Consider the following 24,057-nt stretch of genomic DNA (forward strand, 5'->3'; position numbering starts at 1 on the left):
CATCACCCCGCCCTCCTGGGCGAGTTCACTGGGGCCGGCACCCGAAGACAGGACCTTACGGCCGTGCCCTCAGACACCCAACAGCGTGCCCGACACACTTTCCGCTTCCCTCAACGTTCCACGCTCCGAAGAGCAGTACTGGAAGGAGAAGACGATCAAGTGTGCCGAATAATCAACGTTCCACCCTTGAGCAACCACCGCAGAACGTTTGCCTGCGTAGTGGCCTCTGACCTGATCCCGAAGGATCTGGTAAGAAGTGCTCCTTAGAAAGGAGGTGATCCAGCCGCACCTTCCGGTACGGCTACCTTGTTACGACTTCGTCCCAATCGCCAGTCCCACCTTCGACAGCTCCCTCCCCACAAGGGGGTTGGGCCACCGGCTTCGGGTGTTACCGACTTTCGTGACGTGACGGGCGGTGTGTACAAGGCCCGGGAACGTATTCACCGCAGCAATGCTGATCTGCGATTACTAGCAACTCCGACTTCATGGGGTCGAGTTGCAGACCCCAATCCGAACTGAGACCGGCTTTTTGAGATTCGCTCCACCTCACGGTATCGCAGCTCATTGTACCGGCCATTGTAGCACGTGTGCAGCCCAAGACATAAGGGGCATGATGACTTGACGTCGTCCCCACCTTCCTCCGAGTTGACCCCGGCGGTCTCCTGTGAGTCCCCAACCTCCCGAAGGAGTTGCTGGCAACACAGGACAAGGGTTGCGCTCGTTGCGGGACTTAACCCAACATCTCACGACACGAGCTGACGACAGCCATGCACCACCTGTACACCGACCACAAGGGGGCGACCATCTCTGGCCGTTTCCGGTGTATGTCAAGCCTTGGTAAGGTTCTTCGCGTTGCGTCGAATTAAGCCACATGCTCCGCTGCTTGTGCGGGCCCCCGTCAATTCCTTTGAGTTTTAGCCTTGCGGCCGTACTCCCCAGGCGGGGAACTTAATGCGTTAGCTGCGGCACCGACGACGTGGAATGTCGCCAACACCTAGTTCCCACCGTTTACGGCGTGGACTACCAGGGTATCTAATCCTGTTCGCTCCCCACGCTTTCGCTCCTCAGCGTCAGTAATGGCCCAGAGATCCGCCTTCGCCACCGGTGTTCCTCCTGATATCTGCGCATTTCACCGCTACACCAGGAATTCCGATCTCCCCTACCACACTCTAGCTAGCCCGTATCGAATGCAGACCCGGGGTTAAGCCCCGGGCTTTCACACCCGACGTGACAAGCCGCCTACGAGCTCTTTACGCCCAATAATTCCGGACAACGCTTGCGCCCTACGTATTACCGCGGCTGCTGGCACGTAGTTAGCCGGCGCTTCTTCTGCAGGTACCGTCACTTTCGCTTCTTCCCTGCTGAAAGAGGTTTACAACCCGAAGGCCGTCATCCCTCACGCGGCGTCGCTGCATCAGGCTTTCGCCCATTGTGCAATATTCCCCACTGCTGCCTCCCGTAGGAGTCTGGGCCGTGTCTCAGTCCCAGTGTGGCCGGTCGCCCTCTCAGGCCGGCTACCCGTCGTCGCCTTGGTGAGCCATTACCTCACCAACAAGCTGATAGGCCGCGGGCTCATCCTTCACCGCCGGAGCTTTCAACCACCACAGATGCCCGTGATGGTGGTATCCGGTATTAGACCCCGTTTCCAGGGCTTGTCCCAGAGTGAAGGGCAGATTGCCCACGTGTTACTCACCCGTTCGCCACTAATCCCCACCGAAGTGGTTCATCGTTCGACTTGCATGTGTTAAGCACGCCGCCAGCGTTCGTCCTGAGCCAGGATCAAACTCTCCGTGAATGTTTACCCGTAATCGGGTGCACACATCACGAGAGCGGAACCACCGGCGGAATAAGCCGATGGTTCACAGCGTCCTCGCTGTGTTTTCTTCAAAGGAACCTCATCTTCGGCCGTATGGCCGGAGACGGGGTATCAACATATCTGGCGTTGATTTTTGGCACGCTGTTGAGTTCTCAAGGAACGGACGCTTCCTTTGTACTCACCCTCTCGGGCTTTCCTCCGGGCTTCCCTTCGGTCTTGCGTTTCCGACTCTATCAGACCGTTTTCCGATCCGATTTCCTCGGTGCTTTCCAGGTTCCCGCTCTCGCGTTTCCCTTTCCGGCGTTCCCAACATTATCAGAAGTTTTGGACCGGACTGACCGGCCATCCATTTCCGAGTTCATCAGGAAGGGGGGCTTCTTCGAAATCAAAGTTTCTCGAAGCTGACAGACACTCACTGTCGCCGAGCCGGATCGTACCAAGCTCCAGGCAACTGTTCGAATCTACCTCCCCACTTGCTCCGTGTCAACGGCGCTTGTGGGGCGAGGAAGAGAGTAACAGCTCAGATGTGCCGTCCGCACATCGGCGGTCAGGCGGCCGTCGGTACGGCAGCGCTGCGTTCGGCCTCTTCGACGTCGCCGGTGTCCCCAGCTCGGACAGCGCGGCCGCCCAGGACGTAGACGTAGGCGAGGAACGCCAGCTCGGCGAGGATGCCGATGCCTATGCGGGCCCAGGTGGGCAGGCCGGAGGGAGTGACGAAGCCTTCGATGGCGCCCGAGATGAAGAGGACGAGCGCGAGGCCTATCGCCATGCCCACGGCTGCTCGGCCTTCCTCTGCCAGGGCGGAGCGTCGGCTGCGCGGGCCCGGGTCGATGACGGTCCAGCCCAGCCGTAGGCCGGTGCCTGCGGCGACGAAGACCGCGGTCAGTTCGAGCAGGCCGTGCGGAAGGATGAGGCCGAGGAAGGTGTCGAGGCGGCCGGCCGAGGACATCAGGCCGAAGCCGACGCCGAGGTTGAGCATGTTCTGGAAGAGGATCCAGAGCACCGGAAGACCCAGGAAGATGCCCAGGACCAGGCACATGGCGGCGGCCTGGGCGTTGTTCGTCCAGACCTGTGCGGCGAAGGAGGCCGCCGGGTGGGACGAGTAGTAGGTCTCGTACTGTCCGCCGGGGCGGGTGAGCTCCCGTAGTTCGTCGGGGGCCGCGATGGTGGCCTGTACGTCGGGATGGGCGCCGATCCACCAGCCCAGAAGTGCTGCGACGACCGTGGACAGGAGCGCGGTGGGTACCCACCAGTGGCGGGACCTGTAGACGGCGGCCGGAAAGCCGTGGGTCAGGAAGCGTGTGACATCGCGCCAGGAGGCGCGGCGGGTGCCTGTCACGGCACTACGCGCGCGTGCCACCAGTTGGCTGAGCCGACCGGTCAGCTGTGGGTCGGGGGCGCTGGACTGGATCAGCGAGAGGTGGGTGGCGGTGCGTTGGTAGAGCGCGACGAGTTCGTCGACCTCGGTGCCGGTGAGGCGGCGCTGGCGCCGGAGCAGGGCGTCGAGGCGGTCCCACTCGGCACGGTGAGCGGTGACGAAGACGTCGAGGTCCATCGGTTGGGCTGCTCCTCGGCTGGTCGTCGGCGGTTCGTCGCGGGTGTCAGCTTGTCGTACTGCGGCGCGATGCGCCCTCAGCTTGGCAGACTGACTGTTCACAGGGCAGTGCAGGGGAAGGGCGGCGGGCGTGAGTGAGCTGGTGACGGGCGAGGCGGTGGCGCTCGAGTTGCGCCCTGCGAGGCTGCCCAGCAGGGCGTTGGCCGTCCTGATCGATCTGGCCGTGACCATCACCGCCTATGTCGTCGTCACGATCGTTCTGGTGGCTTCCACCTCTTCTCTGGACGATGCGGCGCAGATCGCGTTGTCGATCGCCGCTTTTCTGCTGGTGCTGGTCGGCGGGCCGATAGCGGTCGAGACGCTGAGTCATGGGCGTTCGCTGGGAAAGCTGGCGTGCGGGTTGCGCGTGGTGCGGGACGACGGCGGGCCGATCAGGTTCCGGCATGCGCTGGTGCGGGGTGCGATCGGGACGGTCGAGATCCTGATGACGTTCGGCGTCGTCGCGACCATCGCCTCGCTCGTTTCGGCACGTGGGCGGCGGCTCGGTGATGTCTTCGCCGGGACTCTGGTCGTACGGGAACGGATTCCCACGGCGCGGGCCGGGGTCGTGCCTCCCCCGCCGCCGTGGCTGGCCGGGCGTTTCTCGGGGCTTGATCTATCGGCGGTCCCCGATGGTCTGTGGCTGGCGATCCGCCAGTACCTGACGCGGATGCACCAGTTGGATCCGCGGGTCGGCTGGACCATGGCGGAGCGTCTGGCCGGCGACCTCGCGGCTCGTACGGGCGCCCCGGCGCCGCAGGGCGTTCCGCCGGCCGCGTATCTGGCGGCGGTGATGCAGGAGCGGCAGGCCAGGGAGGCTCGGCGAGCCTTCGGCGGCGGCGCGGGCGGGGCTACGGCCGCGGGGGCGCCGAGGGGCTACGGCGGGCCCTCGAACGGAGCGCCGGGCGGGTACGAACCGCCGTCGGGCGGGTCTGCGGGAGTTCCTCAGGCTACCGGGCAGGACGTCGCCGGTGTGAGTCCGGCCGTGTCGCCGGTGGGCGGTTCGGCCGAGGCTCCGGTGGATGGTCGGTTCGGTGCCCCGGTGCCTGAGGCGCAGCCCGCGGTGCCCCGGAGCACGCCGTCCGCCGAGCGTCCGGGGACCGGGTTCGTGCCGCCCGCCTAGATTCGGGGTGCTGGAGATTGGCCTGAGCGTGCTGGTTCCGCTCAGGTGAACACGGACGGCGGCGAGTCGAGGTTTTCCAGCTCGATGCCGGGTGCCGCGAGCACGACGTCCCCGGCGATGTGAACGGTGTGCTGTTCGCCGGTGTCCAGGGCTGTGACCTGGTATTCCTCCACGGTCAGAGGGCCGTTGTCAGTGGCGTGTGCTTCTCTTTTCAGCAGGGCCCAGGACTGGTCCACGGTGCGCGGGGCGAGGACGGGGTCCGTGAAGACGACGAGGCGTACGCGGGTGGCCGGACCGGAAGGAGTGAGGCGCAGGAGACGGGTGGTGGCGATGAGAAACGCGGGGGATGTGCCGGTGAAGGCGTGGGCGGCGACGTTGCCTTCGGTGGCGTGCGTCCCACTGGGGTCTGTGCGGACCCAGGTGACGCCGTCGAGCGCGGCACCGCGCACCTGCCAGCTCGCGGCGTGCAGTTCGAGGCGGAGCGGGCGGCCGAGTTCGTCGAGGGTGAGGTCGACGGAACCGCTGTGCTCGCCCGAGGGCGCGGTCAGCTGGGAGACGTAGCGCCAGCCGGACGGGCCGGGGGCGCACTGGAAGTGTTCTTCTGCGAGGGGGGTGTGATCGTGCGGATCGTGGAGCGAATAACGGCCGCGGGGCATGGGGGTCCTGGGTCGTGAAGGGCTTGGTCGGGCGCCGCGGTGAGCTGGTCCGGCCAATGGGGCAGGCCCCCGACACGGGGGTGCGGGGGCCTGCCTCGAAGGTCCTGCTGGTGGTGAGCGCGTCAGCGCACCGACGCGCTCACCCCGGACCGCGGTCCGTACTCAGCGGGTGAGCCGCTCGGTGACGCGGACTCGGTCCCGATGGTGCGGGCTCAGTAGCGGTAGTGGTCCGGCTTGAACGGGCCGTCGACCTCCACGCCGATGTACGCGGCCTGCTCGGGGCGGAGCTGGGTGAGCTTCACGCCGAGTGCGTCCAGGTGGAGGCGGGCGACCTTCTCGTCGAGGTGCTTGGGCAGCACGTAGACGCCGGTCGGGTACTCGTCGGGCTTGGTGAACAGCTCGATCTGGGCCAGGGTCTGGTCCGCGAAGGAGTTGGACATCACGAACGACGGGTGACCGGTGGCGTTGCCCAGGTTCAGCAGGCGGCCCTCGGACAGGACGATGAGCACCTTGCCGTCGGGGAACTTCCAGGTGTGAACCTGCGGCTTGACCTCGTCCTTGACGACGCCGGGGATCTTGGCGAGGCCGGCCATGTCGATCTCGTTGTCGAAGTGGCCGATGTTGCCGATGATCGCCTGGTGCTTCATCTTGGCCATGTCCGAGGCCATGATGATGTCCTTGTTGCCGGTCGTGGTGATGAAGATGTCGGCCTTGTCGACGACCTCGTCCAGCGTCGTGACCTGGTAGCCGTCCATCGCCGCCTGGAGGGCGCAGATCGGGTCGATCTCGGTGACGATGACGCGGGCGCCCTGTCCGCGCAGGGACTCCGCGCAGCCCTTGCCGACGTCGCCGTAGCCGAAGACGACCGCGGTCTTGCCGCCGATGAGGACGTCGGTGGCGCGGTTGATGCCGTCGATCAGGGAGTGGCGGCAGCCGTACTTGTTGTCGAACTTCGACTTGGTGACGGCGTCGTTGACGTTGATCGCCGGGAACAGGAGGGTGCCGTCGCGCTGCATCTCGTACAGGCGGTGGACACCGGTCGTGGTCTCCTCGGTCACGCCGCGGATCTCGGAGGCGACCTGAGTCCACTTCTGCGGGCTCTCGGCCACCGTGCGGGTCAGCAGCTCAAGGACCACGCGGTGCTCGTCGGACTCGGCGGTCTCGACGTCCGGGACCTTGCCGTCCTTCTCGTACTCGACGCCCTTGTGGACGAGCATCGTGGCGTCGCCGCCGTCGTCCAGGATCATGTTCGGGCCGCCGGTGGGGGTGTTCGGCCAGGTCAGCGCCTGCTCCGTGCACCACCAGTACTCCTCCAGGGTCTCGCCCTTCCAGGCGAAGACCGGGATGCCCTGGGGGTTGTCGGGCGTGCCGTTCGGGCCGACCGCGATGGCGGCGGCCGCGTGGTCCTGCGTGGAGAAGATGTTGCAGGATGCCCAGCGGACCTCGGCGCCCAGGGCGGCCAGGGTCTCGATGAGGACCGCGGTCTGCACGGTCATGTGCAGGGAACCGGTGACACGCGCGCCGGCCAGGGGCTGCGCCTCGGCGTATTCCTTGCGGATCGCCATCAGGCCGGGCATCTCGTGCTCGGCGAGGGTGATCTCCTTGCGGCCGAACTCGGCCAGGGAGAGGTCGGCGACCTTGAAGTCGTGTCGGTTCTCGACAGTCGTCATGTGCGAGCTGCTCCTCGGGGTTGGGGCGAGGTGGGTACGGCTGGTCTGCGCGGCGGCGGACACAGGGGTGCCCGAAGGAGGACACAGGCATGCCCACGTGCGCGCAGCGCAGTCCGTCGGAGGCCCTCTCTCCCTCGGTCGGTCCGCGGTGGGACCGCCCGACCGCCATCAGCAGCGACGTCTGGCTCCCACCCAAGCTACACCGGTGGGCCCGGACGTCCCCAGTCCCCCTTCGAACTCATCACGCCATCACGGTTTGTGGTGCGGAGTCGAACCGGGGGGCGGGGTGGAGGGTTTCGGGGGCGAGAACAAGTCATCGGTGGAGGGCGAAAGAGGGACGGAGCAGGAGCGATCAGACCAGCACGAGCAGGGGCTTTTGGGTCTGTGGGGCTGCGGGTAGGTGCGGCAGGATGCGAGGCGATCGGAACATCTGATCGATCTTGCGGGACGTCCGGGACGGCGTTCCGCGTGACAAAGGCGTTAGGAGATCGACGTGACCAATCCGGCCGGCCCTCCCCCCACGGGCGGCGATGGCGAGCCCAGGCGGCTGAAGCTGCTCGCGGTGACGGCGTGCCCGACGGGTATCGCGCACACGTACATGGCGGCGGAGAAGCTCGCGCAGGCCGCCGAGAGCCGCGGTATCGAGATGAAGGTGGAGACGCAGGGCTCCATCGGGGCTGAAAACGTACTCACCGACAACGATGTCAGCACGGCTGACGGCATCATCGTCGCCGCGGACAAGGATGTGGATCTGACTCGTTTCGTGGGCAAGCGCGTGCTCACGGTCGGCGTCGCCGAGGGGATCCGTCATCCCGAGCGGCTGATCGAGCGGGTGCGGTCGGCGCCCGTGCACGCGGCGGGCTCCGACAGACCTCCGGTCGAGGGCGGCAAGGAGCGCAGCGTCGGGTACAAGGCGCTGATGAACGGGGTCAGTTACATGATCCCGTTCGTGGTGGTCGGAGGGTTGCTGATCGCGATCTCGCTCTCGCTGGGCGGTCACACCGATCCCTCCGGCGGTCTGGTCATCCCGAAGGACTCCTTCTGGATGGACGTGAACAACATCGGTGTCATCGGCTTCACGCTGATGGTGCCGATCCTGTCGGGTTACATCGCCTATGCCGTCGGGGACCGCCCCGCCCTCGTGCCCGGCATGATCGGCGGGTGGATCGCCAACACCGGGTCGCTGTACGACTCGAAGGCGGGCGCCGGGTTCATCGGGGCGATCGTGACCGGGTTCCTGGCCGGGTATCTGGTGCTGTGGATCAAGAAGGTCAAGGTCCCGAGGTTCGTCCAGCCGATCATGCCGATCATCGTGATCCCGATCGTGGCGACCACGGCACTCGGGCTGTTCTTCATCTACGTCATCGGGAAGCCGATCTCCTGGGTGTTCGAGCATCTGACCAGCTGGCTCAGCGGGATGACGGGGACGAGTGCGATCCTGCTCGGCGCGATTCTGGGGCTCATGATCGCGTTCGACATGGGCGGGCCGGTCAACAAGACGGCGTTCCTGTTCGGCACGGGGCTGATCGCGACCGGCAACCAGACGGTGATGGGCATGTGCGCGGCCGCGATCCCGGTCATGCCGTTGGGGCAGGGTCTGGCGACGCTGATACGCAGGCGGCTCTACACCGAGCAGGAGCGGGAGACCGGGCTCGCAGCGCTGTTCATGGGCTGCTTCGGGATCTCGGAGGGCGCGATCCCGTTCGCGGCGGCGCGGCCCGCGCAGGTCATCCCGGCGAACATGCTCGGCGGTGCGGTGGCCGGTGCGATCGCCGGGGTGGCCGGGGTCGAGGACGCGGTGCCGCACGGCGGGCCGATCGTGGCGGTGCTGGGTGCGGTGAGCGGCGTACCGATGTTCTTCGTGGCCGTGGTGGTCGGCTCGGTGGCCACCGCGCTGACCACCGTGGCGCTGGTGGATATCGGTGAGCGGCGCAGGCGCGGGGGCGGAGCGCCGGTCGCCGGTGTGGGCGCTGGTGGGCCCGAGTCCAAGCCCGAGCCCGAGCCCGCGCCGGTCGGGGTCGGCGGGAGGGGTGCGCCGGGCGCCGACACCGCCGTGGCGCGGCAGGCTGTGGTGGTGAGTTCTCCCGGGGCGGGGGTCGAACCGGTCGAAGCCGGAGGGAGCGGGGAGGGCGTCCTGTCCGGCTACCTCACCGAGGAGACCGTGAAGGTCCGGCTGGACGCGCGGGACAAGGAGGGGGCCATCCGGGAGATGGCGGAGTTGCTCGCGCGGGCCGGCGAGGTCACGGATGTGGAGGAGCTGGTGGCGACGGCGCTGCGGCGTGAGGCGCAGGGCACGACCGGGCTCGGCGAGGAGATCGCGATCCCGCATGCGAAGACGGACGCGGTGACCGCGCCGGTGGTCGGTTTCGCGCGGTCCGCCGAGGGCGTCGAGTGGGGATCCCTGGACGGTACGAAGGCCCGGCTGGTGTTCATGATCGCCGTACCGGAGGCGGCCGCCGGCGACGAGCATCTGCGGATTCTGGCGTTGTTGTCGCGGAAGTTGATGGATCCCGGCTTCCGGGAGCGGCTCACCGCCGCGCCGGACGCGGGGGCCGTCCTCGGTGTGCTGCGCGAGATCCGGTGAGCGGCGGCCGGTAGGCGTCGGTCCGTGCCTGTGAGCTGGGGCGCGGGCCGGCACCGGGTGTTCACGATCAGCCGCTAGTGTCTGCCGCCGCGGACGGTCCGCGTGGGGAGGGCTGGGGCTGTGGGCAAGGCGCGGAAGTTGGGGGTCACGGCGTGGGTGCTGGGGCCGCTGGGGCTGCTGTTGGTGATCGGGTCGTCGGCGGCTCTTTGGACGGGCTACCACGGGGCCACGGTGTCGAGCGACAGCATGTCCCCGACGTACTCGCAGGGACAGCAGGTGGTCTACGAGCGCGTCGACGGGACGGAGGTGCGCCGCGGTGACGTGGTGCTCTTCACCGCGCCCGAGCGCTACTCCTTCGGCGGCCCCGTCCTCCAGCGGGTGATCGGCGTGGGCGGTGATCACGTCGTGTGCTGCACGGGGGCGGGGACGCCGCAGGAGCGGCTCACCGTCAACGGAAAGCCGCTCGGTGAGTCGTACGTGAAGGACGGCGTCGCCGACGGGATGCGGCGGCCCTACGACGTGCGGGTGCCGCAGGGGCGGCTGTTCCTGCTGGGTGACCACCGGCTGAACTCGATGGACTCCCGGTTCTTCGCCGAGGACCGCGAGGGGACGGTGCCCGTCGGTGCGGTGCGGTGCGGGGCCGGGTGACGGACGACTACGCCGTGCCGCTGCTGCTCGGCGGGGGCGCGTTGGCCGGGCTCCTGCTCGCGCTCACCGGGCTCGGCCTGGGGATCGCCGCGTTCGCCCTGCGACGGCGGACGCCGGCCGCGGTGCCACCGCCCTGGCCGGTACAGGCCTGACCACGACCGACGGGGCCCGCCGAGTGTCTCGGCGGGCCCCGTCGGTCGTACGGCGGGAAAGCGTCAGTGTTCGGCGGGGTGCGATGTCGGTCCGCCGGGGGCGGCCTCGCGGTCGGGGCCCTTGGCGGCCTCGGACTCGCTGAAGATATCGGGTTCGAGGTAGATGACGCGGGCGATCGGGACGGCCTCGCGGATGCGGGCCTCGGCGGCGTTGATGGCGCTCGCGATCTCGGTGGCCGTGTCGTCGTGCTGGACGGCGATCTTGGCGGCGACCAGCAGTTCCTCGGGGCCGAGGTGGAGCGTACGCATGTGGATGATGCCGGTGACCGTGTCGCCGTCGACGATCGCGGTCTCGATCTTCTGCACCGCGTCGAGGCCGGCGGCCTCGCCCAGGAGCAGCGACTTGGTCTCGATGGCCAGGACGATCGCGATGAGGATGAGCAGGACACCGATACAGAGGGTGCCGATGCCGTCCCAGACGCCGTCACCCGTGGCGAGGGCCATGCCCACGCCACCGAGCGCGAGGATCAGGCCGACGAGGGCTCCCAGGTCCTCCAGGAGGACGACCGGCAGCTCGGGCGCCTTGGCATGGCGCACGAACTCCTTCCAGGACTGCTTCCCGCGCAGGGTGTTGGACTCCTTGATGGCCGTCCGGAAGGAGAAGGTCTCGGCGATGATCGCGAAGACCAGGACGCCCACCGGCCAGTACCAGTGCTTGATGTCGTGCGGGTGCACGATCTTCTCGTAGCCCTCGTAGATGGCGAACATGCCGCCGACCGAGAAGAGGACGATCGAGACGAGGAAGGCGTAGATGTACCGCTCGCGGCCGTAGCCGAAGGGGTGTTGGGGGGTCGCTTCGCGCTGGGCCTTCTTGCCGCCGACGAGCAGCAGGCCCTGGTTGCCGGAGTCGGCGAGCGAGTGCACTGACTCGGCGAGCATCGACGACGAACCGCTGAAGAGGAACGCCACGAACTTCGCTACCGCGATCGCGAGGTTGGCGGCAAGTGCCGCCACGATCGCCTTGGTGCCGCCTGACGCGCTCATGTGTTCGCGTTGTCCCTTCGACTTCGTCTGCCTGCGTACGCCGTCCGGGCCTTTGCCCGGCCTTTGCCGGTGGGCCATTGTTGCAGCCCCGCGGAGGTGCGTTGTGTCAGCCGTCCACAGGCCCGGTCATACGATCACAGTGGCTCGGAAGACCGTGCCCGCACCGGACACTTCGGCCTTCTCGCCCGCCGGTACGAAGACCGACTGTCCCGGCGACAACTCGTGTTCCCCGGTTCGCACGGAACCTGCCGTGCAGAGCAGGATCTGCGGGGTCGCGCGGGTGAGGTCGTGGGCGGCGGTGCCCTCGGGAAGGACGTACCGGGAGAGCCGGAACTCGTCGATGGGGGTTTCGTAGACCTCTTCGCCGTCGGGGGACGCCTCCGGGCGGAGGACTCCCGGATCGGCGGCCTCGAAGCGGACGATGCGCAGGAGTTCGGGGACGTCGACGTGCTTGGGGGTCAGACCGCAGCGCAGGACGTTGTCGGAGTTGGCCATGATCTCGACGCCGAGTCCGCTGAGGTAGGCGTGCGGGATGCCGGCACCGAGGAACAGGGCCTCGCCGGGCTGGAGCCGGACGTGGTTGAGCAGCATGGCGGCGATGACGCCCGGGTCGCCCGGGTAGTGGTGGGCGATGTCGGCGTACGGCGCGTAGTCGCCGCCGAGACGGGCGCAGGCGGTCGCGGCGGCCGTGACCGTGCGGGACATCTCGTCCGGGTCGGCGGTGAGGATCGCCGTGAGGACCTCGCGCAGGGCGGCGTCCTCGGGGCGGGCGTGCAGGAGATCGACGTACGGCTTGAGGCTGTCGACGTCGAGACCGGCGAGGAGGCGGGCGGCGTCGGCCGGGGCGCGGAAGCCGCACAGGCCGTCGAACTCGGTGAGCGCGCAGATGAGTTCGGGCTTGTGGTTGGCGTCCTTGTAGTTGCGGTGCCCGGCGTCCACGGGGATGCCGCGGCGCTCCTCGTCGGCGTAACCCTCCTTCGCCTGCTCCAGGTCGGGGTGCACCTGGAGGGAGAGGGGGGCGCCCGCGGCGAGGATCTTCAGGAGGAAGGGCAGGCGGGGACCGAACCTGGTCACGGCCTTCTCGCCCAACTCCCGCTCCGGGGCGGCCTCGATGACCTCGACGAGTGTGCCGCGCTCCGTGCGGGAGGGTGCGCCCGGGTGGGCGCCCATCCACATCTCCGCCTGCGGTTCACCGGTCGGCTCGACGCCGAGGAGTCGGGGGATCGCGGTGGTCGAACCCCAGGCGTAGGGGCGGATGGTGTTGTCGAGGCGGTCCATCGGGTTCTTTCTGCCGGTTCTCGGTACGTACGACGGTCAGGGCGTCCTGGGCAAGATCAGGCCCCCGAGGCGAGCGCCAGGTAAACGGCGGCGAAATCCGTCATGGCGATCAGTTCCGCGAGGGTCTCCAGCTCGCCGCCGGACTCCGGCTCCAGTTCGCTGATCGGTGTGTCATGGCTGAGGGCCACGTCACGGGCGGTCGGCGCGGCGGTGAGGCCGCCGATCGGGCGGTCGCGCAACAGCACCACGCGCGCGCGAAGGGCGGGCGGCTCCTCCACACGGTCGCGGAAGAAGTCCTCGGGGTCGGAGCCGGCGGCGAGCGGGCCCTCCAGCAGGGCGCTGTGCGCGGCGAGCGCCTCGGGAAGTTCGGAGACCAGCGCCGGGCGGCCGGAGAGTTCGGCGAGCGCGGCGGCGAAACGGCGTCCCGCGGGGCCGGCGGAGGTGCCCTCGGTCCAGATCACCGGGAGGGCGTCGGCGAGCTCGGCGGCCAGGGTCTTGGCCGGGTTGCTGTACGTGGCGATCGCGGGACCGCAGCGCTCGGCGATGTGGTCCAGGCGGTCGGCGACCTTCTCCAGGGCCTCGGGCGGGGCGCTGAGCACACCGGTGCGGTCGAGAAGCGCGAGGAGCGGGGTGAGCAGGGCCCACAGGACTCCGGGCGCGGAGGCGGCGAGGGGGGTGGCCTGCTCGTCGTAGGGAGCCGTGGCCATCGGCATGAAGAGGCCGTGGGCGCCTTCCACCGCTTCGGCGAGCGGGGTCTCGGTGGGGGACACGGCGACGACGGTGCAGCCGCGGCGGTAGGCCGCGTCGGCGAGCAGGGACAGGCCCGGTTCGGTGCCGTCGGGGGTCGCGATCAGGAGCAGGTCGACGGAGCCCGCCCAGCCGGGGAGCTCCCAGCGCAGGGCGCCCGCGGCGGGGGCGACGCCGGTCGGGGCGAGGCGGATGACGGGGCTGCCGGGGCCGGCGAGCGTGCCGAGGAGGTCGGCCGCGCAGATCGCCGCGGCGCCGGGGCCCGCGATGAGGACGGCGCGGGGGCGGCCGTCCGGCTTGAGGTCGTGCACACCGGCCTCGGCGGCGTGCCGGGCGGCGGTGCGGACTCGGGCGCCGGCCTCGGCGGCGCCGCGCAGGAGGCCGCGGTGGTCGGCCTCCGCGAGTGCGGCGGGGGTGTCGAGCAGCGATTCGTCGAGCATGGGCGGCAGCCTCCGGTCGCCGGGTCGTCGGATTCGCGGGTTTCCGGGTCGCCAGGTTGTCGTCTGTTACGCGGGCGGCGGGCCTCGTCGGGTCTCGCGGGTGGCGGGCCCCGGCGGGGGGTTACGCGGGGCGGCGGGCCTCGTCCACGAGGAGAACGGGGATGCCGTCGCGGACGGGGTACGCCAGGCCGCAGTCCTGGCCTGTGCAGATCAGCTCGGTGTCCTGCTCCTTGAGGGGGGCGTGACAGGCCGGGCAGGCGAGGATCTCCAGGAGGCCGGCTTCGAGCGGCATGAGGGTTCCCTTCGAGGGTGGTGCGTCTGCTTGTGCGGATGTGCCTGGTCAGGGTACCGCCGGGAGGGGGTGGGCGCCGGGGTTGGGCCGGGGCGGGGCCGGTCGGGGGCGCGGGCTGGGTGCCGAGGGGTTTTCGCCCCCGCCGCCCCTACCCGTTCCCATCCCCAGGGGCGCTGCCCCTTCGACCCCGCTGGGGCTGCGCCCCAGACCCCCTTCGGCCCTGAGGGCCTCGTCCTCAAACGCCGGACGGGCTGAAACAGACGAGCCCGCCGGAGCCCATGCCGTCAGCCTCTGATGATGGCGAGCACCTCGTCGCGCACCTTGGTCATGGTGGGCTCGTCCCTCGCTTCGGCGTTGAGGCGGAGGAGGGGCTCGGTGTTGGAGGGTCGGACGTTGAACCACCAGTCGGTGGAGCTGACGGTGAGGCCGTCAAGGGTGTCGAGGGTGATGCCCTGGCGGCCCTCGTAAGCGGCTCGGACGGCGGCGAGGCGGTCGGTCTGGTCGGCGACCGTGGAGTTGATCTCGCCGGAGCCGGTGTAGCGGTCGTACTGGGCGACGAGGGCGGAGAGGGGACCGTCCTGGCCGCCGAGGGCGGCGAGGACGTGGAGGGCGGCGAGCATGCCCGTGTCGGCGTTCCAGAAGTCCTTGAAGTAGTAGTGCGCGGAGTGCTCGCCGCCGAAGATGGCGCCGGCCTTCGCCATCTCGGCCTTGATGAAGGAGTGGCCCACGCGTGTGCGTACCGGTGTGCCGCCGTTCTCCCTGACGACCTCCGGGACCGACCAGGAGGTGATCAGGTTGTGGATGACGATGCCCTGGCCGCCGTTCCGGGCGAGCTCGCGGGCGGCCACGAGGGCGGTGACGGCGGACGGGGAGACCGGGTCGCCGTGCTCGTCGACGACGAAGCAGCGGTCGGCGTCGCCGTCGAAGGCGATGCCGAGGTCGGCGCCCTCCTCGCGGACGCGCTTCTGGAGGTCCACGAGGTTGGCCGGGTCGAGGGGGTTGGCCTCGTGGTTGGGGAAGGTGCCGTCGAGTTCGAAGTACAGGGGCACCAGGTCCAGCGGGAGGCCCTCGAACACCGTCGGGACCGTGTGCCCGCCCATGCCGTTGCCCGCGTCGACGACGACCTTCAGGGGGCGGATGGCCCTCAGGTCGACGAGGGAGCGGAGGTGGACCGCGTAGTCCGTCAGCGTGTCGCGTCGCGTGATGGCGCCCGTCCTGGCCGCCGGGGCGGGGGCGCCCGACTCGCTCCACTGCTCGGCCAGCGTGCGGATCTCGGCGAGGCCCGTGTCCTGGCCTACCGGGGCGGCGCCGGCGCGGCACATCTTGATGCCGTTGTACTGGGCCGGGTTGTGGGAGGCCGTGAACATCGCGCCCGGCAGGTCCAGCGCGCCGGAGGCGTAGTACAGCTGGTCGGTCGAGCACAGGCCGATCTCGGTCACGTCGGCGCCCTGGGCGGCCGCCCCGCGCGCGAAGGCCCGCGACAGGCCCGGGGAGGAGGGCCGCATGTCGTGCCCGGTCACGATGGCGCTCGCGTCGGTCACCTGGACGAAGGCGGCCCCGAAGAGCTCGGCGAGGGTCTCGTCCCACTGGTCCGGGACGACCCCGCGTACGTCGTACGCCTTCACGAGCTGTGACAGATCAGCAGTCACGGCCAACCTTCCTGAAAGTCCTTTGGTCACCACAAACTACCCGCCGTCACCGACAGCGCGCCGCGCGATCTCCGAGTGGACTCGCGAAGGTAACCGGAGGTCAGGGCTCCGGACGGTTCAGGGGAGCATCCAGCCCAGCACCGGTGAACTCTGTCCGACCACGATCAGACACATCACCAGCAGCAGTCCGATGCTCCAGGGCAGCACCTTGCGGAGCAGGTCGCCTTCGCGGCCCGCGAGGCCCACGGCCGCGCAGGCGATGGTGAGGTTCTGCGGGGAGATCATCTTGCCGAGGACGCCGCCCGAGCTGTTCGCGGCGGCCAGCAGCTCCGGGGACAGCCCCGATTCCCGGGCCGCGGTCACCTGCAACGCCCCGAAGAGCGCGTTGGCCGAGGTGTCCGAGCCGGAGACCGCGACCCCGAACCAGCCGAGGACCGGCGACAGGAACGCGAGCCCGGCGCCCGCCGCCGCCACGAAGTGGCCGATGGTGGCGGCCTGTCCGGAGAGGTTCATGACGTAGGCGAGCGCCAGGACGGACGTCACGGTCAGGATCGCGAACCTCAACTCGTGGACCGTCGCGACCCATTCCCGCACCGCCACGCGCGCGTGCACGCCGAGAACGGCCGCCGTGAGGATGCCCGCGAGCAGGACGAGGGTGCCTCCGGTGGACACGATGGGCCAGCTGAAGACGTTGGCGCCGACCGGATCACCGTCCGCGCTCACGACGTTCAGGAAGGGCCAGTCGTAGGTCTGTGTGGTCTTGGCCAGCCAGTCCTTGACCACCGGGATCTGGGCGACGGAGAAGATCACGACGATCAGCGCGTAGGGGGCGTAGGCGCGCACGACCTCGCCGCGCGGGTCGGCCTCGTCCAGGTCCTCGCTGCGCGCTCCGGTCAGCACGGCCGCGCGCACGGGTTCGGCGGCGGGCCTGCGTGCCTGCGGTACGGCGACCAGGGCGCCCGCGCCGGCCAGGGCGGCCCCGATGTCGGCGAGTTGGGCGGAGACGTAGTTGGAGGCGGCGAACTGGGCGATGGCGAAGGCGATTCCGCACGCCAGGGCGGGCACCCAGGTCTCGCGCAGTCCGCGCCGCCCGTCCACCAGCCAGACCAGGACCAGGGGCACCACCAGGGCCAGCAGCGGGGTTTGACGGCCCACCACGGACGCCACGGTGTCCAGAGGCAGTTCGGTGACCTGGGCGAGGGTCACGACCGGCGTGCCCATCGCGCCGAAGGCGACCGGCGCGGTGTTGGCGACCAGGGCGACGACCGCGGCGCGCACGGGTTCGAAGCCCAGCGCGACGAGCATGACCGAGCAGATCGCGACGGGCGCCCCGAAGCCGGCGAGTGCCTCCAGGAGGGCGCCGAAGCAGAAGGCTACGACCAGGGCCTGGATGCGCGGGTCGTCGGACAGCCGCCCGAAGGAGCGGCGCAGGATGTCGAAGTGCCGGGTGCGGACCGTCATCCGGTACACCCACAGGGCGTTGACGACGATCCACAGGATGGGGAAGAGGCCGAAGACGGCTCCCTGGGCGGCGCTGGAGAGCGTCTGGTCCAGCGGCATGCCGTACGCGAGCCAGGCGACCAGAGCGGCCGCGAGGAGGCCGGTGAGACCCGCCAGGTGCGCCTTCAGGCGGACGCCGCCGAGCAGGACGAGGACGATCACGAGGGGAAGGGCCGCCACCAGGGCCGACAGGCCGAGTGAGCCGGCGAGGGGTTCGAGTTCCTGGACGTACACGGGCGCCTCCCCGATCCGTCGGTCCCGCTCTCCGCCCATTCCGTCATGCGGAAAGCGATTTCTCGTTTCGGCTTACGAAACGGAATGGTCGTGTCCGCGCCAAGGGCCCGTCAATGGGTGTGCGCCACCGAGTGGAACGTGCACGGAATACACACGAACGGGCAGGCGTCGCCCGTCAGTTGTCCGGCGAGCGCAGGACCCGCAGGTGGCCGCGGCGGGCGACCTGCCTCGGGTCCGCCGCCCGTGCCCCGCCGCCGGCCTCGGCCGCGCGCTCCTGGGGACGGGCCGCCTCGCGCACCGCGTTGGCAAGCGCTTCCAGATCGTCACCGCTGGGCCGGGCCGGGGCCGAGGCGTCGAGCAGACGGACGACCTCCCAGCCGCGCGGGGCGGTGAGGCGCTCGGAGTGCTCGGCGCACAGGTCGTAGCAGTGGGGTTCGGCGTAGGTGGCGAGCGGGCCGAGGACCGCGGTCGAGTCGGCGTAGACGTACGTCAGCGTCGCGACGGCGGGACGGCCGCAAGCGGTGCGCGAACAGCGACGTACAGGGCTCACGACGTTGGACGGTACCGCACTCTTGAGCGGGCCGCGACGACTCTCCCCCAGGTCACTCCACCGTGTCGTGTTGTGAAACGCCCCACACGCACCTTCGGACACACGCCGCTGACCAGGACGGACACCCATGTGCGAGGCGTCGAACGGTCGCCTGCCCGATCACCAGTCGGTACAAACCCTGTCAATTGCCTTGAGGTCGACGGTCTCGGAGGGATACGGAATCGAGCCCAACCTTGGCTGGAATGGTCAACTGCCGACATGCCGTACGGGTGGACGGACGTCGTTCACTCTGCCGCGTGGGGGCCGGGCGGCCGGCTGCGGCGAGGACTACGCTTCACCAGTGATGGACAACCCTGTACCGCCCCGCACCCTCGGCCCCGGGCCCCGACGCCGTGATCGCCACGGGCGGGGCATGCGCGGCCCGATCGCACCACCGCAGGTGCCGCTCGCCGCGAGCCGTGCCGATGTGTTCGCGGATCTGGTGCAGGACTCCGTGGAGCGGCTGGAGCGGCGGTGGCCGCAGCTCGCCGACATCGATTTCCTGGTGCTTGAGGTGCCGCGGCTGGACGGGCCCGGGCAGGAGTGGAACGACGAGGCGGTTCCTCTGGGCGGCACGATTCCCGCTCGGGAGGCGCAGCCGGCCCGGGTGATCGTGTACCGGCGGCCTGTGGAGATCCGTACCAAGGGGCGGGAGGAGCGGGCCGCGCTGGTGCACGAGATCGTGGTGGAGCAGGTCGCCGAACTGCTGGGGCTGACCCCGGAGACGGTGGATCCCCGGTACGGGGAGGACTGAGCGCCGGCGGCACGCCTGCCCGTGCCGCAAGCGCGCCGGCGGCCTACTTCTGGAGCACTCCCAGGTCCTGGTCCGCCTCCGGTACCGCCACCGTGCCCCGGTCGTCCGGGAGGGTCTGGATGGTGAAACCGGGGACGCCGTCCTCGGTGGCCGCGAGGGTTCGGGCGGCGTAGACGGGGCCTCCGGAGAGCGGCTCGACGGTGAGGGCGTAGGTGCCCTTGAGACCGCTCGGAACCGGGGCGTCGACGTTCTCGGTGGTGCCCGCCTTGATGGTGAAGGTCTTCGACACCGCTGTGCCGCCGTCGCTGCCGGCCGAGGCGGTGACCTTGACCTTCGCGGCGCGGGTGGGGGCGACCAGCGAGAGCGTGGTGCCCTTGGCGCTGTTGTCGGCGGCCGTCGCGCGCGTGCCGACGGGAGCCGTGGCGGGGATGAACGCCGTCTCCTGGTCGGCGCCCTTGCCGCGGACCACCCGCAGGGCGGCGACGACCGGTACGGACTGGTCGGTCGGGGTGAGGATCAGGGAGCCGGCCTCGCCGCGGGTGATGTCGCCGAGGTCGACGGCGGTCGTCATGCCGGCCTTGACGTGCAGCGTCTCGTTGCCGGCGGGGGTGATCGCGCCGGACGGTGAGGCGAGGCGGACCTTCAGGTCGGCGTCGGAGTCCCCGGGCGTGAAGGCGACCAGGCGCACGGCGGTGGCGTCCTTGGGGACGCCGGGCAGGACCAGGCTGGGCGTCGGGTCGGTGGACGCGGCCAGCCAGTCGCCGCCGAGCCGGTCGTCCAGGGCCTGTACGGCGGCGCCGACGCGTCCGCTGCGGACGTTCACATGGACGGTGAGGTTCTCCTGCTTCTCGTCCGTGAGCGTGGACAGCAGGACCGGCTCGCTGGAGTGCGGCTGGACCGTGATGCCCTCCCCCACCGAGGAGTCGATGGCGCCGTCCTTGCCGTAGAGCTCGATGTCGACGACGGCGGCGGAGTCGTCGGGGTTGGTCAGGTGCACGTAGTCGGTGCGGTCGGCGGCCGTGCTGGCGCCGGGGAACCAGAACTCGGTGTCCGGGGCGGTGCAGTTGACGCCCTGGAGGCCGCGGCCGATGCCCGCGGCGACCTCGGTGGTCTCCTGAAGGGCCCAGCCTGGCGCGAACTTGCCCTCGGCGGTGCCGAGGATCGCGGGGGTGTCGCCGCCCGAGGTGTCCCCGGTGACCGGGGTGCCGGGCTCCTTCGGCGTCAGGACCGGCTTCTCGGTCTTCTTCTTGCCCTTGTCGCCGCTGTCGCCGTCCGCCGACTGCTCGGTGGCGGACCGCAGTTCGGCCTTGCCCTGACCGCCGGTGCCCTTCGTGACGGGCGTGAAGGAGGTGTACGACGTCTCGGCGAGGTCGGAGATGCTGGGCGCCGGGCACATCAGGCTCGTGCGCTCCACGGGCAGTTCGGCGGCCGCCTTGGCGGTGTCGGTGCCGGTGGCGTCCGGTGTGCTGAGCGTGGCGAACCCGGTGACGGCGGCAAGCGCGGCGGTGCCCGCGATCAGGGACAGGGTGGTGCGGTTCACTGCTGACTCCCGTCGGGGCGCTCACTGCCGGGGCCGTTGGGCTGCGGCTGCGCCGGGTCGTACGTGGGGTCGTAGCCCTGGCCCTGGTCGTAGCCCTGCTGCTGGTAGTGCTGGTCGTAGCCCTGGTCGTACGGCGCCTGCGGGGACTGGCCGTTGTAGGCGTACGGGTCGTACTGGCCGCCCTGGTAGGGGTCCGCCTGGTAGGGCTGCTGGTCGTAGCCGCCCGCCGGGTACTGCTGCTGGGCCGCCTGGTACTGGTCGTTGCCGTAACCGCCGTACTCGGCGCCCGGGTAGCCCGGGGTCTCGCCCCACTCGCCGTAGGGCTGCTGCTGGGGTACGGCGGCGGGGACCTGCTCCGGGGGAGGCGGGAACTCGTCGGGCCGGCCGCTCTCCTCGGTCTCGGCCTCGGCCTGGGCGCGCAGGCGGCGGGCGCGGCGGCCCTCGCCGGCGACGGCCTGGGCGGGGACGGACGGCTCCTCGGGGAGGTCGTCGTCGACGTCGCGGCGGCGGCCTGGCAGGGCCAGCACCACGAGGACGACAGCGAGGGCGCCCTGGATCCACAGCCAGACGGTGTGGGTGAACGGGTCGTCGAAGGTGATGTCCAGTCTGCCGCCGGAGGCGGGGAGTTCGAAGCCCTGGGCCCAGCCGTCGACCGTGGTGCGGGTGAGCGGCTTGCCGTCCAGGGTGGCCGTCCAGCCCTCGGCGGCGGTGTCGGCGAGGCGCAGGACGCGGCCGTCGGCGCCGGCCGGGACGGTGGTGTGGATGTCGACGGGTCCGGCGGCCACGGGCTGCGGATCGCCCGACCCGGAGGTGATGACCGCGCGGGCGACCTCCCGGTCGATGCGCCACAGTCCGCTGCCGTCCTGCTGGCTGAGCCGGGACAGGCCGGGCGTGGCGTCCAGGACGCGGGTGACCTCGCGGGGCGCGCCCTTGTGGACGAGGACGTAGCGCACGGCGAACTTGCCGAGCTGGTCGGCCTGGTCGGCGCCGGAGCCGGCCACGAGGTTGGCGACGACCTTGTCCAGGGCGCTGTTCTCGCCGTCGGCCGCGGCGAGTTCGGCGTCGCCGAGGCGGGCGCCCGAGCCGCGCACCAGCATGTAGCCGACGTGGGCGGCGGAGTCGCTGTCCAGGACGAGGGTGCGGGCCTGGTCGCGGGTGCCGCTCTCCTCGGCGACGAACGCGGGCACCTGAGTGGGGTCGCGCCGCTCCAGCGGGCCGTCGGCGCCGCCGATCATCCAGCCGGCGGCGACGAGCAGCGGGCCCGCGGCCGAGGCGAAGGCGATCAGCGCGGCGACCGGCTGGCGCCAGCCGAAGCTCTGCTCGGCCACACGCGCGCGTGCCCCGTCGGCGCCGAGGACGGCGGCGGCCAGGAGGGCGAGGCCGTAGACGAGGGTCGCGGGGCCGGCCCAGGTGGAGTTGTTGGACAGGACCGCGAAGACCAGGCCCACCAGGGCGGCGGCCCAGGCCGTCCAGATGCCGAACTGCCGCTCGGAGCGCAGCAGGGCGGACAGCGCGGCCAGGACGACGCCGATGAGCATCAGTCCGCTGACCGTGCCGGGTCCGCCGGGGCTGATGCCGAGCAGGTCCACGGCGGAGGCCGCCGAGGCACCGAACTCCAGGCCGGCTTCCTCGAAGAAGCCGAACGGCAGGAGCGACAGCGACCAGGGGGCGAGGATCAGCAGGGGCGTGCCGATCTGGGCCAGGAAGCGCAGGCCGTAGGGGGTGATCTCGGCTCGGCGGACGGCCAGCAGTCCGATGCCGAGGACCAGCGCGATGGGCCACACGATCGGTGTGAACGCGGTGGTGACGGTCAGCAGCAGGGCGTACGCCCAGGTGGCGCGCCAGCTGCCGCGCGTGCCGGAGGAGTGCGTCAGGCCGCCGGCCGCGATGCCCGCGCGTGCCATGAGCGGCAGCAGGATGGCGAGGACGGCGGTGCCGAGGCGGCCGCCGGCGAGGGCGCCGGTGGCGGCGGGCAGGAAGGCGTAGACGACGGCCGCCCAGGCGCGCAGCAGGCGCGACTCGACGAGCGGCCGGGAGGCGAAGTAGGCGGCGAGGCCGGCCAGCGGCACCGAACAGACCAGCAGGAGGGTGATCGCGAGGCCGGTCGAGCCGAACAGCACGGAGGCGAGCATCGCGACGATCGCCAGGTACGGCGGCGCGGCGGGGGTGCCGCCGGCGCCCACCGCGTGCCAGGCGTCCAGGTAGCGCGACCACAGCTCACCGGAGTCGGCCGGGGCGGGCAGCAGGGCGCCGCCCGCGAGCGCGCCGGAGCCGAGCAGGGCGCGGCAGGCGACCAGGGAGACGAGCAGCAGCACCAGGAAGAGCACCGGGCCCGGCTTGCGGGCGACGCGCTTGAGGCGGGCGAACTGCTCGATCTCCAGGAAGTCGGCGTCGTCGCCGCCGGGGCCGGACTCGATACCGCCGCCGTGCCGTCCGGCGCCGGAGGTGACCTCCGGGTCGGAGCTGCCGAAGAGGCTGCCCGCGGCCTGTTCCACCGTGGCCCGGACGGTCGCGCCCGGCGGCGGGAACAGGGCGCGCGTCTCCTCCTTGTCGAGGGCGGAGGTGCCGCGCTTGCGGCGCCCGGTGAGGATCCGCTCGGGCCGCAGGAGGGTGCCCATGAGGCCGCGGATCTCGTCGACGGCCTGTCCGGGGACCTTGCCGACGAGATAGGCGACGGTCCGCAGCAGCGTGCCGACCATCACGCGCAGGAGCACCCAGGGCAGCAGGGCCGTGCGCGAGTTGACGAGGAGGGTGTAGACGGCGCCCGCCTTGTCGACCTTGTGCGGGGAGGCGGTGGTGCGGCCCGCGCAGTCGACGGTGCGCCGCTCGCGCGAGGCGGCCTCGGCGTGTCGTACGACGGCTTCGGGGGCGATCAGGACGCGGTAGCCGGCCGCGTGGGCGCGCCAGCACAGGTCGACGTCGTCCCGCATGAGGGGCAGGCGGCGGTCGAAGCCGCCGAGCTGCTCGAAGACGTCGCGCCGGATCAGCATGCCGGCGGTGGAGACGGACAGCACCGCGCGGACGTGGTCGTGCTGGCCCTGGTCCTGTTCACGGCGGTCCAGGCCGGTCCAGCGGCGGCCGGAGTGGGCGATGGTGACGCCGACCTCCAGCAGCTGCCTGCGGTCGTACCAGCCGCGGAGCTTGGGGCCGACGACGGCGACGTCGGAGCGGCCCAGTTCGTACTCGGTCTCCACGACGCGCAGCAGCTGGGCCAGGGCGTCGGGTTCGGGGGCGCAGTCGTCGTGCAGCAGCCACAGCCACTGGACCGGCTCTCCGTGCGGGAGCTCGGGCAGGTCGTAGGCGTCGTCGCGCCAGGTGCGCGTGACGGGGTCCCAGCCGCTGGGGCGCTTCAGGTAGGGCAGGTCGTCCGGGGTGAGGAGGGGGGCGGTGCGGCCCGCCTCCTCGACGGCCTGGCCGAAACCGGTGCGCCGGGCCAGATGCAGCACCCGGTCGGCGCCGAGGGCGTCGGTGACGAGCTGGGCGGAGGTGTCCGCGCTGCCGGTGTCGGCGCCCATGGCGAACTGCACCGGGCGCTCCTGGCCGAGCAGCCCGGCGAGCGCGTCGGGCAGCCAGCGGGCGCCGTCGTGGGAGACGAGCACCGCGGTCACCACATGACGCGGGTACTCAGGTGTGGCAGCTGTGTCGTGATGCGCTGCCGTGTGGCTGTGCACGGACATCGAGGTACGGGCCCCGGTTCGGTGGACTGCGGTGGACGTCTGTGCCCACTGGGGGCGGCGAGGCGTCTCG

At 70.5% G+C, this 24,057-nt stretch carries 17 protein-coding genes and 1 rRNA gene; 5 read left to right on the forward strand and 13 right to left on the reverse strand.

Annotated elements, in window-relative coordinates; translation table 11 throughout:
* Positions 1-267 precede the first annotated feature (267 nt).
* Both SLINC_RS17975 and SLINC_RS17985 read right to left on the reverse strand, forming a co-directional pair.
* Positions 268-1,795 (reverse strand): 16S ribosomal RNA (locus SLINC_RS17975).
* Positions 1,796-2,363: 568 nt separating this feature from the next.
* Positions 2,364-3,371 carry a stage II sporulation protein M gene (locus tag SLINC_RS17985; RefSeq protein WP_067433781.1) on the reverse strand — a complete coding sequence of 336 codons (1,008 nt, stop codon included), beginning with the start codon at positions 3,369-3,371 and terminating at the stop codon, positions 2,364-2,366.
* 130 nt (positions 3,372-3,501) lie between these two features.
* On the opposite strand from SLINC_RS17985, the gene SLINC_RS17990 reads away from it, so the two are divergent.
* Complete coding sequence (locus tag SLINC_RS17990; RefSeq protein WP_067433784.1) at positions 3,502-4,533, forward strand: RDD family protein; 1,032 nt, start codon at positions 3,502-3,504, stop codon at positions 4,531-4,533.
* Positions 4,534-4,574: 41 nt separating this feature from the next.
* Here the strand turns inward: SLINC_RS17990 and SLINC_RS17995 are convergent, their stop codons facing one another.
* Both SLINC_RS17995 and ahcY read right to left on the reverse strand, forming a co-directional pair.
* On the reverse strand, positions 4,575-5,189 hold the full coding sequence (locus SLINC_RS17995; protein ID WP_067433787.1) for a hypothetical protein: 615 nt from the start codon (positions 5,187-5,189) through the stop codon (positions 4,575-4,577).
* A 212-nt stretch (positions 5,190-5,401) separates the two neighbouring features.
* Complete coding sequence (gene ahcY / locus SLINC_RS18000; RefSeq protein WP_067433789.1) at positions 5,402-6,859, reverse strand: adenosylhomocysteinase; 1,458 nt, start codon at positions 6,857-6,859, stop codon at positions 5,402-5,404.
* A 493-nt stretch (positions 6,860-7,352) separates the two neighbouring features.
* Between ahcY and SLINC_RS18005 the strand changes: the two genes are divergently transcribed.
* From SLINC_RS18005 to SLINC_RS50230, 3 genes are all read left to right on the forward strand, one after another.
* Entirely contained in the window at positions 7,353-9,443 is a 2,091-nt protein-coding gene (locus SLINC_RS18005; protein WP_067433792.1) for a fructose-specific PTS transporter subunit EIIC, read from the forward strand.
* Between the two features lie 120 nt (positions 9,444-9,563).
* On the forward strand, positions 9,564-10,091 hold the full coding sequence (gene lepB, locus SLINC_RS18010; protein WP_310736463.1) for a signal peptidase I: 528 nt from the start codon (positions 9,564-9,566) through the stop codon (positions 10,089-10,091).
* The gene (locus SLINC_RS50230; protein ID WP_310736462.1) at positions 10,088-10,243 is read left to right on the forward strand and encodes a hypothetical protein; all 156 of its coding nucleotides are present in this window, start codon (positions 10,088-10,090) and stop codon (positions 10,241-10,243) included. The genes lepB and SLINC_RS50230 overlap by 4 nt, the downstream gene beginning before the upstream one ends.
* A gap of 63 nt (positions 10,244-10,306) precedes the next feature.
* On the opposite strand, the gene SLINC_RS18015 is transcribed toward SLINC_RS50230, so the two are convergent.
* The 7 genes from SLINC_RS18015 to SLINC_RS18040 all read right to left on the reverse strand — a co-directional run bounded on the left by SLINC_RS18015 (position 10,307) and on the right by SLINC_RS18040 (position 17,977).
* Positions 10,307-11,287: a cation diffusion facilitator family transporter gene (locus SLINC_RS18015; protein ID WP_067433794.1), complete on the reverse strand. Its 981-nt coding sequence runs from the start codon at positions 11,285-11,287 to the stop codon at positions 10,307-10,309.
* Between the two features lie 126 nt (positions 11,288-11,413).
* Positions 11,414-12,565 (reverse strand): mannose-6-phosphate isomerase, class I, encoded by a 1,152-nt coding sequence (manA, locus tag SLINC_RS18020; protein ID WP_067433797.1) that lies wholly within the window; start codon positions 12,563-12,565, stop codon positions 11,414-11,416.
* A 56-nt stretch (positions 12,566-12,621) separates the two neighbouring features.
* Complete coding sequence (locus SLINC_RS18025; RefSeq protein ID WP_067433804.1) at positions 12,622-13,752, reverse strand: SIS domain-containing protein; 1,131 nt, start codon at positions 13,750-13,752, stop codon at positions 12,622-12,624.
* A gap of 121 nt (positions 13,753-13,873) precedes the next feature.
* Positions 13,874-14,044, reverse strand: coding sequence for a Trm112 family protein (locus tag SLINC_RS45985; RefSeq protein ID WP_007382472.1), 171 nt, complete (start codon positions 14,042-14,044; stop codon positions 13,874-13,876).
* A 284-nt stretch (positions 14,045-14,328) separates the two neighbouring features.
* On the reverse strand, positions 14,329-15,693 hold the full coding sequence (locus SLINC_RS18030; RefSeq protein WP_067433807.1) for a phosphomannomutase/phosphoglucomutase: 1,365 nt from the start codon (positions 15,691-15,693) through the stop codon (positions 14,329-14,331).
* Positions 15,694-15,810: 117 nt separating this feature from the next.
* Positions 15,811-17,427, reverse strand: a complete 1,617-nt coding sequence (locus SLINC_RS18035) for an L-lactate permease (RefSeq protein ID WP_067445462.1) — start codon at positions 17,425-17,427, stop codon at positions 15,811-15,813.
* 175 nt (positions 17,428-17,602) lie between these two features.
* On the reverse strand, positions 17,603-17,977 hold the full coding sequence (locus SLINC_RS18040; RefSeq protein WP_067433810.1) for a DUF3499 domain-containing protein: 375 nt from the start codon (positions 17,975-17,977) through the stop codon (positions 17,603-17,605).
* Positions 17,978-18,320: 343 nt separating this feature from the next.
* Between SLINC_RS18040 and SLINC_RS18045 the strand changes: the two genes are divergently transcribed.
* Complete coding sequence (locus SLINC_RS18045; protein WP_182449306.1) at positions 18,321-18,770, forward strand: metallopeptidase family protein; 450 nt, start codon at positions 18,321-18,323, stop codon at positions 18,768-18,770.
* 43 nt (positions 18,771-18,813) lie between these two features.
* Here the strand turns inward: SLINC_RS18045 and SLINC_RS18050 are convergent, their stop codons facing one another.
* Together SLINC_RS18050 and SLINC_RS18055 are read right to left on the reverse strand one after the other, a co-directional pair.
* Positions 18,814-20,310 (reverse strand): DUF5719 family protein, encoded by a 1,497-nt coding sequence (locus SLINC_RS18050; protein ID WP_067433816.1) that lies wholly within the window; start codon positions 20,308-20,310, stop codon positions 18,814-18,816.
* Positions 20,307-23,987, reverse strand: coding sequence for a glycosyltransferase (locus tag SLINC_RS18055; RefSeq protein WP_079164585.1), 3,681 nt, complete (start codon positions 23,985-23,987; stop codon positions 20,307-20,309). Before SLINC_RS18055 ends, SLINC_RS18050 begins: the two co-directional genes overlap by 4 nt.
* Between the last annotated feature and the right edge of the window lie 70 nt (positions 23,988-24,057).

This window comes from Streptomyces lincolnensis (assembly GCF_001685355.1).
Taxonomy (GTDB): domain Bacteria; phylum Actinomycetota; class Actinomycetes; order Streptomycetales; family Streptomycetaceae; genus Streptomyces; species Streptomyces lincolnensis.

Excerpts from the sequence above, each read along its gene's own strand:
- SLINC_RS17985 (WP_067433781.1), bottom strand. The coding sequence starts at position 3,371 with ATGGACCTCGACGTCTTCGTCACCGCTCACCGTGCCGAGTGGGACCGC.
- SLINC_RS17995 (WP_067433787.1), bottom strand. The coding sequence starts at position 5,189 with ATGCCCCGCGGCCGTTATTCGCTCCACGATCCGCACGATCACACCCCC.
- ahcY (WP_067433789.1), bottom strand. The coding sequence starts at position 6,859 with ATGACGACTGTCGAGAACCGACACGACTTCAAGGTCGCCGACCTCTCC.
- SLINC_RS18015 (WP_067433794.1), bottom strand. The coding sequence starts at position 11,287 with ATGAGCGCGTCAGGCGGCACCAAGGCGATCGTGGCGGCACTTGCCGCC.
- manA (WP_067433797.1), bottom strand. The coding sequence starts at position 12,565 with ATGGACCGCCTCGACAACACCATCCGCCCCTACGCCTGGGGTTCGACC.
- SLINC_RS18025 (WP_067433804.1), bottom strand. The coding sequence starts at position 13,752 with ATGCTCGACGAATCGCTGCTCGACACCCCCGCCGCACTCGCGGAGGCC.
- SLINC_RS45985 (WP_007382472.1), bottom strand. The coding sequence starts at position 14,044 with ATGCCGCTCGAAGCCGGCCTCCTGGAGATCCTCGCCTGCCCGGCCTGT.
- SLINC_RS18045 (WP_182449306.1), top strand. The coding sequence starts at position 18,321 with ATGGACAACCCTGTACCGCCCCGCACCCTCGGCCCCGGGCCCCGACGC.
- SLINC_RS18055 (WP_079164585.1), bottom strand. The coding sequence starts at position 23,987 with ATGTCCGTGCACAGCCACACGGCAGCGCATCACGACACAGCTGCCACA.